Annotated in this window: 14 protein-coding genes; 12 read left to right on the top strand and 2 right to left on the bottom strand. The window is 46.0% G+C overall.

Annotated elements, in window-relative coordinates; genetic code table 11:
- The 7 genes from QYB97_RS05215 (at window position 1) to ade (ending at window position 8,213) form a co-directional block, all read left to right on the top strand.
- Window positions 1–600: a nucleotidyltransferase family protein gene (locus tag QYB97_RS05215; RefSeq protein WP_301164865.1), complete on the top strand. Its 600-nt coding sequence runs from the start codon at window positions 1–3 to the stop codon at window positions 598–600.
- Window positions 600–1,493: an FAD binding domain-containing protein gene (locus QYB97_RS05220; protein WP_301164866.1), complete on the top strand. Its 894-nt coding sequence runs from the start codon at window positions 600–602 to the stop codon at window positions 1,491–1,493. Before QYB97_RS05215 ends, QYB97_RS05220 begins: the two co-directional genes overlap by 1 nt.
- On the top strand, window positions 1,471–3,768 hold the full coding sequence (locus QYB97_RS05225) for a xanthine dehydrogenase family protein molybdopterin-binding subunit (protein ID WP_301164867.1): 2,298 nt from the start codon (window positions 1,471–1,473) through the stop codon (window positions 3,766–3,768). The genes QYB97_RS05220 and QYB97_RS05225 overlap by 23 nt, the downstream gene beginning before the upstream one ends.
- Window positions 3,765–4,589, top strand: coding sequence for an XdhC family protein (locus QYB97_RS05230; RefSeq protein ID WP_301164868.1), 825 nt, complete (start codon window positions 3,765–3,767; stop codon window positions 4,587–4,589). The genes QYB97_RS05225 and QYB97_RS05230 overlap by 4 nt, the downstream gene beginning before the upstream one ends.
- A complete protein-coding gene (locus QYB97_RS05235; RefSeq protein ID WP_301164869.1) occupies window positions 4,571–4,888 on the top strand; it encodes an XdhC family protein in 318 nt (105 codons plus the stop codon). Before QYB97_RS05230 ends, QYB97_RS05235 begins: the two co-directional genes overlap by 19 nt.
- Window positions 4,889–5,052: 164 nt before the next feature.
- Window positions 5,053–6,402: an NCS2 family permease gene (locus QYB97_RS05240; RefSeq protein ID WP_301164870.1), complete on the top strand. Its 1,350-nt coding sequence runs from the start codon at window positions 5,053–5,055 to the stop codon at window positions 6,400–6,402.
- Window positions 6,403–6,473: 71 nt separating this feature from the next.
- Window positions 6,474–8,213, top strand: a complete 1,740-nt coding sequence (gene ade / locus QYB97_RS05245) for an adenine deaminase (protein WP_301164871.1) — start codon at window positions 6,474–6,476, stop codon at window positions 8,211–8,213.
- A gap of 52 nt (window positions 8,214–8,265) precedes the next feature.
- Here ade and QYB97_RS05250 read toward each other — a convergent pair whose 3' ends face one another.
- Complete coding sequence (locus QYB97_RS05250) at window positions 8,266–8,508, bottom strand: hypothetical protein (RefSeq protein WP_301164872.1); 243 nt, start codon at window positions 8,506–8,508, stop codon at window positions 8,266–8,268.
- Between the two features lie 146 nt (window positions 8,509–8,654).
- Here QYB97_RS05250 and QYB97_RS05255 point away from each other — a divergent pair, with 146 nt between their 5' ends.
- The 4 genes from QYB97_RS05255 to QYB97_RS05270 all read left to right on the top strand — a co-directional run bounded on the left by QYB97_RS05255 (window position 8,655) and on the right by QYB97_RS05270 (window position 11,942).
- Entirely contained in the window at window positions 8,655–8,864 is a 210-nt protein-coding gene (locus QYB97_RS05255) for a hypothetical protein (protein ID WP_301164873.1), read from the top strand.
- Window positions 8,865–8,924: 60 nt separating this feature from the next.
- The gene (locus QYB97_RS05260; protein ID WP_301164874.1) at window positions 8,925–9,278 is read left to right on the top strand and encodes a DUF2512 family protein; all 354 of its coding nucleotides are present in this window, start codon (window positions 8,925–8,927) and stop codon (window positions 9,276–9,278) included.
- Between the two features lie 129 nt (window positions 9,279–9,407).
- A complete protein-coding gene (locus QYB97_RS05265; RefSeq protein ID WP_301164875.1) occupies window positions 9,408–10,832 on the top strand; it encodes an alanine/glycine:cation symporter family protein in 1,425 nt (474 codons plus the stop codon).
- A 132-nt stretch (window positions 10,833–10,964) separates the two neighbouring features.
- A complete protein-coding gene (locus QYB97_RS05270; RefSeq protein WP_301164876.1) occupies window positions 10,965–11,942 on the top strand; it encodes an aldo/keto reductase in 978 nt (325 codons plus the stop codon).
- Between the two features lie 46 nt (window positions 11,943–11,988).
- Here QYB97_RS05270 and QYB97_RS05275 read toward each other — a convergent pair whose 3' ends face one another.
- Window positions 11,989–12,375, bottom strand: a complete 387-nt coding sequence (locus QYB97_RS05275) for a LapA family protein (protein WP_301164877.1) — start codon at window positions 12,373–12,375, stop codon at window positions 11,989–11,991.
- Between the two features lie 223 nt (window positions 12,376–12,598).
- Between QYB97_RS05275 and cspD the strand changes: the two genes are divergently transcribed.
- Window positions 12,599–12,796 carry a cold-shock protein CspD gene (gene cspD, locus QYB97_RS05280; RefSeq protein WP_053354963.1) on the top strand — a complete coding sequence of 66 codons (198 nt, stop codon included), beginning with the start codon at window positions 12,599–12,601 and terminating at the stop codon, window positions 12,794–12,796.
- The last annotated feature ends 11 nt before the right edge of the window (window positions 12,797–12,807 follow it).

A 12,807-nucleotide genomic window follows, 5' to 3' on the forward strand; every position in this document is an offset into this window, starting at 1 on the left:
ATGGCCGCCTCCAGCCTTTCCTGTATTCTGCTTGCTGCAGGCTGTTCTTCCCGGATGAATAAAGTAAAAGCCCTTCTGCAATGGCAGGGAACCTCTCTGATTGCTTATCAGATTAAAGCCATTCACAGCTCAGGCATTAAAGAGATCGTGGTTGTCCTTGGCTTTCGAGCTCATGAACTTAAAAAAGAACTGGACGGCCATTTTGTGAAACTAGTGATCAATCCGGATTATTCTTCAGGAAAGTGTTCATCCATCAGAGCCGGTTGTCATGGCATGGACAACCACTCCACAGGGGCTCTTATCGCTGCAGTCGATCAGCCGCTTTTACCTGGCGTTCTCTGCCAAATGGACAAGTTTCACCAGTCCGATCCAGAATCCATCATCATCCCTGTCCATAACGGAAAACGGGGGCATCCGATTCTTCTTCCAAACCACCTCTATCCAGAGCTGCTCCTGATTTCTGAAGAAACCGAAGGCCTGCGGAACATCATTCGGAGACATCACAACAAGGTTAAGTTTATGGAAACGGATAACCCTAGTATTCTTTTAAACTTGAACACTCCAGCTGATTATGAAGCTGCATATAGGGAGGATCTGTAATGTACGTTTCAGACATAGACATGCTTTCGCCCCGTTCTCTCCAGGAATGCCTTTATCTTCTTGAAAATGAAAAAGCCAGCTTTCGCCTGCTGGCCGGAGGAACGGATGCGGTGGTGCGCATGAAGGAAGGAAAATGGCAGCATGACTGCTGGCTGAATTTAAAAAATATTGATGAACTGAAATTTATTGCTATCGAGAAAGATGAAATTCATATCGGACCGCTGACCACGCATCAAGAAATCATCTCGTCTCCTCTGCTGCGCGACCATGCCGATGTTCTGGTACAAGCCTGCCGCGAAGTCGGGGCAGCCCAAATGCAAAATATGGGCACGATCGGAGGAAATATTGGCACTGCTTCTCCCGCCGGAGATACGATCCCAGCTCTGTTTGTATTGGGAGCCATCATTGAGCTCACTTCTTTAACTGGAAAAAGGCATATCTGTGCAGAGGATTTTTTTATCGGCCCCGGTAAAACGGTCGCCTTCCCAAACGAAATCATTACGAAAATTTCGTTTAAAATCCGGGGAAAACATGACCTCGGCATCTTTCAAAAGCTCGGTCCCCGCAAAGCCCAATCCATCTCGATCGTGAATGTTGCGATCAGCCTTTCCATGAAAGAAGGAACGAGAGAGTGTACAGGCGGCCGAATTGCGTTTGGATCTGTCGGACCTGTGGTGCTCAGGGCGAAAAAGTGTGAAGCAATGCTTGCCCTTGGGGAATTGTCGCCTGACATGATAGCGAATATCAGCCGGGTCGCGTGGAAGGAAGTCATGCCGATCTCAGATATACGGGCCTCGGCGTCCTACCGGCGCGATATGGCGAGTGCCCTATTGGAAAGAGGATTGTACCGTTTAATGAAAAGGTGGGCAGATGATGAAAGAAAACCATTTTAAATATATTGGCAGACGGGTGCCACGCGTGGATGCACCGGAAAAAGTAACGGGCACTCTGAAATATATGACAGATTATCATTTTGAACAGATGGTTTGGGGGAAAGTCCTTCGTTCACAGTATCCTTATGCGCTAATCAAATCCATTGATATTTCGAGAGCACAGTCGTTGCCGGGAGTCATCTGTGTGTTAACCCATAAGGATATACCGGGTTTTAATGGATTTGGTATTGTCGTACCCGATCAGCCTGTCCTCGCCCATGATATGGTTCGCTGTACGGGGGATGCAGTCGCTTTGGTTGCGGCGGAAACAAAGGAAATCGCCGAGCATGCTCTTTCTCTTATTGAAGTGGATTATGAACCGCTTGCCCCGGTGACCGATGCGGAATTTGCCATGTCCTCCAAAGCTCCCTCCCTTCACGAAAACGGCAATATCCACAGTCATGTCATCATTAAAAACGGCGATATGGACGCAGCCTTTGAAGAAGCAGATGTTATTTTGGAAAACACCTTCTATTCTCCACGCCAGATGCATGCCTTTATTGAAACAGAAGGAGGATGGGGAGTGCTTGAGGCTGACGGAATGCTGACCATCCGCTGTCCCGGGCAGTATGCATACAGGGACCGCCTTCAAATTGCCCGTGCGCTCGCCATGAATCCTGCGAGAATCCGTGTAATTTCCAATCCGATTGGCGGAGCTTTCGGAGGTAAAGATGAGATTACCGTTCAAATTTATCTGGCCCTTCTTGCTCTTCATACCGGAGGCCGGCCAGTTAAGATTCATTTGTCCCGTGAAGAATCCGTAATCGCCGGCATCAAGCGTCATCCGTTCAAGGTACAAATGAAAACAGCAGCGAAAAAAGACGGAACCCTGCTTGCCAATCAAGTACGAGCTGTTGCTGATACAGGAGCCTATGCCTCTCTCGGGGGTGCGGTCATCGCCTTGGCCATTGAACATTGCTGCGGCCCCTATAAGATCCCGAATGTTGATCTTGAAGGTTTTTGCGTGTATACCAATAATGGAATCTCGGGAGCATTCAGAGGATTTGGTGTCAATCAGGTGTGTGCTGCTATTGAAACCCATATGGATATGATCGCCGAAAAACTTGGAATGGACCCGATTGAAATCCGAAAGAAGAACGCCTATGAAAAGGGAGACCGGTCAAGCATCGGCCATGAATTAAAAACGAGCGTGGGGACGCTAAAAACCCTGGAGATTGCTGAAACCTGTGAGCTCTGGAAAAACAGGGAAACACATAAAAAGGACAGCAGCGAACCGTGGAAAAAACGGGGAATCGGCGTAGCCACCTCTTTTCATGCGGTCGGCATGGGAATCGGTCTTCCGGATTACGGGGCAGCCACCATTGAATTGATGCCGGATGGGACGTTTAAGGTCGGGGTTGGCTGTGAAGATATCGGCGGGGGCAACGGCACGGTCTACGCCCAGGTGGCAGCAGAGCTTTTAAACTGTGATATTGAAAACATAACAGTTATTCAGGGCGATACTGCACAAACGCTCGACAGCGGGACGGTTACCGCTTCCCGGTCCACGTATACAGGAGGAAAAGCGATCGCGGCTGCTGTCCCCCATATGATCCGCCTTTTGACAGAAGCAGCTTCTACCCTGCATAAGGTGGAACCGGAGGACATACTGATCGGTGAAAATGAATATTACGCACTAACAGAGAATGGGGAGCAACTATTATCGTATAAAGATCTCTATGCCCATCTTCAGGAAAACCGGCTTCCAACTAAGGTGGAGGGGCACTTTATGCTACCCAAAGAAAAAGAAGAACTTCCCCGATCAGGCGGCGCTCCGCACCACTTATACGGATATTTGACTCATCTTGTTCTCGTTGAGGTAGATACCTTTACCGGAGAAACAGAAGTCCTGCGTGTTGTTTCCATCCCGGATGCCGGACAGGTTCTGAATCCCCAGGGACTTGAAGGACAGACAGAAGGCGGTGCGGTCATGGGGATCGGCTACACACTGTATGAGGATGTTTTGATGGATGGGGGTTATCATCAAACAGCTAATTTCACAAATTACATTATTCCCACTATCAGGGAGACGCCTCTTATTGAAACCTTTCCCGCCGAAAGCATGGAGGAGACCGGACCCTTTGGTGCCAAGGGCATTGGAGAGGTCGTCATGATCCCGATTATCGCCGCTATTATGAATGCGATTTACGACGCAGCAGGTGTACGTATCAAACACCTTCCAGCCACACCTGAGCGAATTTATCAGGCAATGAAAACGGGAGAAGTCCGCCAATGAAAAAAGAAGTTCTTTACCATAAACTTTCAGAAGCCATATTAAACCGGACAGCCGTATCTCTGGTAACATTTACAGAAGCCGTTCCTGAATTGATCGGCAAACGGATCCTTCTGCTTCCAGAAACCGCTTATGGGGAAAATGGGGTTGCTGGTGATTTAACAAGTGCGATCTCTGAATTTTGTTCATCTTCTTTTTCAGAGCAGCACACGTCTTCCCTTGATTTCCACTGGCAAAATAATAGATACAGGATTTTTCATGAAGCCTTTCCCCCTCCACCCCATCTTATTATTGCCGGAGCCGGCCATGTCGGAGAACCGGTCGCACACTTGGGTAAAATGCTGGGGTTCTCAGTGACTGTTGTTGATGACCGCTCTTCCTTTGCCAATAAAGAACGATTTTCTTGTGCAGACGAAGTGTGCTGCCAGTCGTTTCATTCGTATTTTCAAACCGTTCCGCTAAAAACCTCCACCTACATTCTTTTGTTGACACGCGGCCATCAATTTGATGTGCTGAGCCTGCAGCAGCTATTGTCCAGAGAGGAGCGGCCCGCGTATATCGGAATGATCGGAAGCAGGCGCAGAATTGCAGGCGTATTCGAACAGCTGCGCCATGATTTTCCCGAAGAAACGTTTACTCACATCCACACCCCTGTCGGCCTGGATATCGGAGCAGAAACACCAGCAGAAATTGCGGTCAGTATTTTCGCAGAAATTCTGGCCGTGAAAAACAAAAAGAACGGAGAGCCGCTCAGCTCCCATATCCGGGAGTTGGCCAAAAAGGGGTTCAGAAAGGGGCAGAAACGTTGCGGGAACAGGAAATGATCAATATCATTCATACGTTTTTGCAAATCAAGAAACCCGCCGCTCTTGCCACTATTGTTTCTACAAAAGGATCTACTCCTCGCAAAACCGGTTCGAAAATGATTGTTACCTCCACAGGAGCTCTCATCGGAACCATTGGCGGGGGCTGCGGTGAAGGTGAGGTGATCGAAAAAGCACTGGATGTTATTAAATCCGGCCGGCCCGTTACCCATACAGTTGATCTCACGAGCGGCCTCCTTTATGAAGACGGAGGAATTTGCGGAGGAATCATGCATGTATTTATTGAACCGCTTATCTGAAAACAGGAGAATACTCCTGTTTTTTTATCATAGGATGTACAAATTAACCTGTCTCACCCCCTCAGTACTGAAAGAACTATAGTCACCAAAGGAATTCTTCCCCTTCAAACCGGTTAATTTTTTAGGGTTAATGGATTCTATCATAAGAAACGGGGTGCATTTTCATGTCAGGAGCAGGAAAAGAAAGATCCGGAAGAGAATTTTCTTTGAACCGCTTTTTTAAGCTGGAAGAACGCAAAACAACCACCAGAACAGAGATTCTTGCAGGCATCACAACCTTCCTTACGATGAGCTACATTATTTTTGTTAATCCTTCCATTCTTGCGGATGCAGGCATTCCAAAGGAAGCTGCGTTGGCAGCAACGATTTATGGCAGTGTGTTCTGTACGCTGTTAATGGCACTCTGGGCTAACTTCCCCGTAGCTGTAGCGCCTGGTATGGGTTTGAACGCCTTTTTCACCTATACCGTCGTCCTTGGTGCGGGCTTGAGCTGGCAAACCGCTCTTGGAGCAGTGTTTATCTCCGGACTGGTATTCTTCATTTTAACCCTCACCGGTATCCGGCAGCGTATTGTTGATGGTGTTCCTCCGCTTCTGAAATCCTCTATCTCCGTTGGAATCGGCTTATTTATTGCCTTTATCGGTTTAAAAAATGCGGGTATCGTCGTTTCCAATAAAGAAACATTTGTCAGCCTCGGCAACCTAACGGAAGCCGGGCCGCTGCTTGCGCTGTTTGGTTTATTTGTGGCTTCTTTTTTACTTTCAAAGAGATATAAAGGCGCGTTATTGATCAGCATTCTTGTGACGTCAATTGCCGCCATGGTGACAGGTTTTATTGATTATCCGCACAGTGTTAAAGACATTGCGTCACTGTCACTGCCAAGTCTCTCGGACACCTTTCTTGCCATGGATCTGAAAGGCGCTTTCGCATATGGCATCCTGTCCATTTTATTTTCATTTACAATCGTGGAATTATTTGATAACCTGGCAACCCTCATCGGTCTTTCCAATAAAGCGGGACTTGCTGATGAAAATGGAAAAATTGAAAACCTGGACCGCGCCCTGCAGGCCGATGCCATTGGCACCATGGCAAGTGCAGCCATGGGAGGAACGGTCATGAACGCCTATGTCGAAAATGCAACAGGCATTTCGGAGGGCGGCCGCACGGGATTGACCGCGTTAACAACCGGTATCCTGTTTTTCCTGACTCTTCTTTTTACTCCTCTAATCTCGTTTGTACCGTCTGTAGCCACAGCACCCATTTTAATCCTGGTTGGTGCCTTGATGCTCAGCGAAATTAAATCTATTTCTTTTGATGATTTTACAGATGTTATCCCTGCTTTTTTGACCATGATCCTTATGCCTCTGACGTTTAGCATTGCCCAGGGGCTGGCATTCGGATTTATTTCTTATACGGTTTTAAAGCTTGCCGTTGGGAAACATAAAGACGTGCACTGGATGATGTATGTGATCAGCCTTGCGTTCATAATCAACTTTATTTGGGGAAGCCATTAATTACAGTGCCACGGGGCCGGGCAAAGAGGCTTGCTGCCCGGCCCAATACTGTTCGGAAGGAGCCAAATTCATTGAAAAACCAAAAATACCAGCTGTCACAATTGATTGCCGCCTCTTCTAAAAGGGTTCCTGCCGACCTGGTGATTAAAAACGGCAAAATCATCGATGTATTTAACCTGGAGATCATCGAAGCAGATGTCGCGGTAACCGATGGTAAAATTGTTGGAATTGGAATATATGAAGGCAAAACAGAACTTGATGCAGAGGGTGCTTATATTTGTCCAGGCCTTATCGATGGCCATGTACATATTGAATCAGCCATGGTCCCTCCGGAGGAGTTTTCTGATATCGTTGTGCCACACGGCGTTACTACAGTGGTTGCGGATCCCCATGAAATTGCAAATGTCAGCGGAACAGATGGAATCGATTACATGTTAAGAGCTTCGGAAAATATCATTCTTGACGTGTTTATTGCTCTTCCTTCCTGCGTTCCGGCGACTCCATTTGAACATGCCGGTGCAGAATTAAATGCCTCAGACCTTTATCCTTATTACACGCACGAACGTGTGATTGGCCTTGGTGAGGTGATGAACTATCCTGCTGTCTTCTCTGGAGAAAAGGAAATGTTACGAAAAATTGAAGACGCCCTGCTGAATAATAAGAATGTCGACGGCCATGCCTCGGGGGTTTCCTCAGATGGAATCAATGTGTACGGAACGGTACGGATTCGTTCAGACCATGAATGCGTGACTCCACAGGAAGTGCGGGATAGGCTGGCACGGGGGCTGTATGTCATGCTGCGCGAAGGATCAGCGGCAAGAGATTTGACGGCCTTGCTCGATGCGGTGACCGAAAAAAATGCCCGGCGCTGTCTGTTTGTCACAGACGATAAGCACCTTGATGACCTGATGGATCACGGCAGCATTGACCATAATATCAGGTTGACTATTGAAAAAGGTTTCAGCCCTTTGCTTGCCATACAAATGGCCACACTTAACGCCGCCGAATGCTTCGGGTTAAAGGACAAAGGAGCAATCGCCCCCGGATTTGATGCCGACTTTATTCTGCTCACCGACCTTACCAGTTTTCAAATTAAGGATGTTTATAAGAATGGAGTAAACGTTGCTTCGAAAGGGAAAATGATTCAACAGACTCCAAAGGCCGTCTCTGCACCCTCTTCCATCACCAGCAGTGTTCATTTAAAATCTGTCAGCACTGAGGATTTGGCGATTCGGGTACCGGGCCAGAATAAAGCAAATATTATTCAAATCATCCCCAACCGTATTGTAACCAAACATGCAAAAGAACACGTGAATTCCTCAAACGGCGTATTCGTGCCGGATGTGAATAGAGACCAGCTGAAGCTGATTGTTGCAGAGCGCCATCATGCGACAGGCCGCATCGGATGTGGAATTGTAAAGGGATTCGGCCTCACTTCAGGTGCCATTGTTTCTACCGTCGCTCATGACTCTCACAACATCGTTGCAGCGGGAACAAACGATCAGGACTTGCTTACAGCACTAAAAACAGTGGAAATGATGAGAGGCGGACTGGCAGTGGTGGAGCAGGGAGAAATCTTAGCATCCCTGCCGCTTCCTCTTTCCGGTTTGATGAGCAGCCAAAGTCATATCGAAGTTTATAAGCAGCTGAAACAGTTGAATGAAGCTTTGTGCCGAATTGGCTTTATCCATAATTATAATCCGTTTCTCACCCTGTCTTTTTTGGCTCTTCCCGTCATTCCGGAATTGAAGCTGACGGATGGAGGATTATTTCATATTCCATCCTTTGATTTTATCGCTGTAACCGAATGAAACCTAAATAATAAAGGAAGCCGGACCCCTCTTTCGTCCGGCTTCCTTTTTGTTATATTTCCATTTCATCTTCATGCAGCGATGACTCCAGTGTATTGACTAAATCATAATAATCATCAGGTTTCTCAAATTGATCCGGTGCCCAATTTTGTTTAATCCAGGAGGCGACTTCTGGTGCACTTTGGAAGATCTGGCCTGTTGTATCGCTGTCCCGGACGGTATAAATGTTATTATCCACATCAATCGTTACATCACAAGGAAAGGCTCCATCCTTCTTATACAATGAGTACTCCACGGGCAATTACCCTCCTCCATACAAGATAATTAAGTTATACCCCGTATCTTTTTATTTTATGTTACTTTTGTCCATTCCTTTTCAGGCGGATAGAGACCGTTTATATGGAGTACGCTAATGGAAAACAACTCTTCAAGGAGATCAACATGAAAAAGAAACCAACAATTACGGATGACATGCTTTCCAATGCTCCCAAAGAGGAAGAAATGACGATTGCTTCAGAAAGATCAGCCACTCACCCCCTGGGATCAGAGGATTATGCAGCGGGAGATTCGGTCAACGAACACAAAAACCTGGAACGGGCCAACCTTTACCTGGATGAGGGAGAAATCAGCCAGCAAAACAATAATCTTTAGGTCAGCATAAATTTTGACTGGACGTAAAAAATAAAGGGAGACAAAGGAGGATTTTTTATTATGCAAAGTTTATTGCTCAAGATCATCAGCATTCCGCTGATACTTCTTCTGTGCACTTTTTGGTTTGAAGGAGTGAGCTTCAACAAGCCGCTTCCTTTTCTGATTATCACAATTATTCTTGCTCCTCTGGCGGTGCTCATGGAATATATATTCTTGCCCCGTCTATCCTTTTGGTTAACGTTCATCGCCGATTTCGTTCTTTCGTATCTGCTTGTTTATATCGTCAGTTCCTTTATGGCCGGTGCCTACGTTTCACTTTGGGGCGCGTTTTTGATAGCTCTCGCCTATTCCCTGGTGGAACTTATGATCCACAAGCAGATCGTATCCGATCATATGAGACATTCCTACAGCTAAAAAAACTGCATCCCATCTCAGGGAATGCAGTTTTTTTATTCGTATGTAATTGCTATATATGTAAGGTTTTGTTACATTAGAAACTGTGTGTGTCAACTACATCATCGAATGTACGAGAGGGGAAATGACATGAACGTTTTTAATCGGATTTTTGATTTTTCAAACGATTATTTGTGGGGCTTTGTCCTAATTATCATGCTGGTCGGACTTGGCTTGTACTTTACGATTCGCTCGGGATTTGTACAGTTCCGTATGATTAAAGAAATGTTCCGCCTGCTTGGCGAAGGCGCCAAGCAATCTGGAGATAAAAAAGGGGTTTCTTCTTTTCAGGCGTTTTGTATCAGTACGGCGTCAAGGGTGGGAACTGGAAACCTTGCCGGCGTGGCCATTGCCATAACAACGGGGGGACCTGGTGCTGTATTTTGGATGTGGCTTATCGCATTGATTGGCTCCGCTTCTGCCTTTGTCGAAAGCACGCTGGCTCAAATTTATAAAGTGCGGGACGATGCAACCGGTACATTCCGCGGCGGTCCCGCCTATTATATGGAAAAAGCACTTAATGCCCGCTGGATGGGAATTATATTTTCCATTCTCATTTCTGTTACATTCGGCCTTGCCTTTAACTCTGTACAGGCAAACACTATTTCCAACGCATTCCAAAATGCTTTTCATGTGGACAAATTATGGACAGGTTTAATTATTACAGCAGTAACTGCCGTTATCATCTTTGGAGGAATTAAGCGCATTGCCAAAGTGGCGGAATTTTTAGTTCCTGTCATGGCCGGACTATACATCCTTCTTGCCTTGTTTGTGATCTTAACCAACTTAACTGCGATTCCTGATGTTCTTGGATTGATTTTTAACGATGCATTTACAGGCTTCAGGGAGATTCTTGGCGGTGCCGCTGGAGCTGCTATGATGCAGGGAATTAAACGCGGATTGTTCTCCAATGAAGCCGGTATGGGTAGTGCTCCGAATGCAGCCGCAACGGCGGATGTTACCCACCCTGTTAAACAAGGGCTCATCCAGTCTCTCGGTGTTTTTGTGGATACGCTTGTTATTTGCAGTTCCACCGCTTTTATCATTCTGCTGTCTGGAATGTTCAAATCCAGCGAAAACGACGGAATTGCACTGACACAAGCAGCACTCAGCCATGAAATCGGTTCATGGGCTAACATTTTGGTCGCCGTCATTGTTCTGCTTTTTGCTTTTAGTTCCATCGTTGGTAACTATTATTACGGTGAATCCAACATTGAATTCATGAATACAAACCGCATGTGGCTGCTTGTTTACCGATTGGCTGTAGTTGGTATGGTTATTTTCGGCTCACTGTCCGACCTGACCTTCGTTTGGAACCTTGCTGACCTGTTTATGGGTCTGATGGCTATTATTAACCTGATTGCCATTGCCCTTCTCGGTAAAATCGCCTTAGCAGCATTACGTCACTACAAAGAACAAAAGAAGCAAGGAAAAGATCCTGTATTTACTCAAAACAGTATATCAGGTTTAAAAAACGTGGAATGCTGGGAAGATTCTGAACAGCATAACGCATAACTTTAAGCTTTGAAAAGCCTGCTGAAACCGTCAGCAGGCTTTTGTTATGCATGATCGTAAAAGTTGCAGTTTTTGTTCATCCCTGACTACAATGAACGTGATAGATAATATCTAATGAAAAGAGGTTACATAATGCGCAAAATGCCTTTGGAAACACGAGGAATTACATCCAGCCGGCTGGCCTTGGGCTGTATGGGGTTCGGTGGAAGCTGGGACAGAAGCCCTCTTTCGGATGATGAAGTTTTAAAAACTGAGAAAGCTGTGGATGCCGCCATCTCAACCGGTATTACTATGTTCGACCATGCCAATATTTATACGATGGGAAAAGCCGAAGAGGCCTTTGGCCGTATGCTGCAGGGCAAGCCCAGCCTGCGTGAGCAAATGGTCATTCAAAGTAAATGCGGCATCCGGTTTGCCGATGATATCGGGCCCGGACGCTATGATTTTTCAAAAGAACACATCCTTGCCTCTGTGGACGAGATTTTGCAAAGGCTTACTGTAGATTATTTGGATATTTTATTGCTTCACCGTCCAGATCCTTTAATGGAACCTGAAGAAGTGGCAGAAGCCTTTGAGCAGTTAAAGTCCTCAGGAAAAGTGAGAAATTTCGGCGTTTCCAATATGAATCAGGCCCAGATTCAGCTTCTCGAAGCTTACATGGATGAAAAACTGATTGTTAACCAGCTTGAAATGAGTTTACACAAAGTGGACTTTGCCGATGAAGGAGTTCATGTGAACCAGGAAGCAGGATTGTCCGTTCATTTTACAAGCGGCCTGATGGAACACTGTATGAAAGAGGATATCCAAATCCAAGCCTGGTCCCCGCTGGCCAAAGGTATATTTTCCGGCAACAATTCCATTGAATTAACAGAAGCAGAAGCACAAACGAAGGAATTGGTGGCCAAAATGGCTGCAGAAAAAGAAACATCGCTTGAGGCCATCGTTCTTGGCTGGCTTATGCGCCATCCAGCTAAAATCCAGCCCATTCTGGGAACAACCAATGTTCAGCGGATCAAGGATTCAGCTGATGCTGTCCGCATCTCCGAAACCATGACCCGTGAAGAATGGTACGATCTCTATGTTTCTTCCAGAGGGGTAAAGCTGCCTTAACTGGTCCTGCAGGATTAAAGAAAAGATAAAGAAAGCCGGCTCAGAATTAAATCTGAGACCGGCTTCTTTTGGGTTCGTCCAATCTTTCACTGTCAGCCGCGCGATACCTTCGCTGCGGTTCATTCGGTTCAATGACTTCTTCCTCTGCATCCCGCTGATTTTGAGGAATGGTCTCCCTTTGCAGGGTTTCTTGCTTTTTCAACTGGGATTCCAGCCGTCTTACCCTGTTTCTCAACTGGACTACCTTCAGAATGCCAAAAAATCCCACGGCCAAACCGCCAACAGCGGCAGAGCCGAGAATGATGAGAACCAGCGGCCATTTAACTGTTCCAAAAATATAATTAAAACTCACATCATTGCCGTTAACAACAGCAAAAACCGCAATCAATAAGGCAAACAGCAATCCGAAGATTAAGTATCCTTGTGCTTTCATTCTATCCTCCTCCTTCTTAGCACTCTTATTCCCCATTTTTAAACTTTTAAATAAAAAATGATTAAATCGCAGTGCGGGTTGCGTATTTAGTTAAGAAGTGTTACAGTAGTAACAGTTATTTTTGTTCGGTACATGACTTCTTCGCAGTGCTTTGCGTCTTGAATGATATTTGAGCAGGAATAGTAATAAATCGTGGGTCTTATCCACACAGGAGGAAACATCTATGTTACAAGGTAAAGTTAAATGGTTCAACGCAGAAAAAGGTTTCGGCTTCATCGAAGTTGAAGGCCAAGACGATGTATTCGTACATTTCTCTGCTATTCAAGGCGACGGCTTCAAATCACTTGAAGAAGGTCAAGATGTAACGTTTGAAATTACTGAAGGTGCTCGCGGACCTCAAGCTGCAAACGTTCAAAAGTAAGCAATACACAA

Origin of the sequence: Fictibacillus fluitans (genome assembly GCF_030418125.1) — a bacterium.
Classification (GTDB): domain Bacteria; phylum Bacillota; class Bacilli; order Bacillales; family Fictibacillaceae; genus Fictibacillus_C; species Fictibacillus_C fluitans.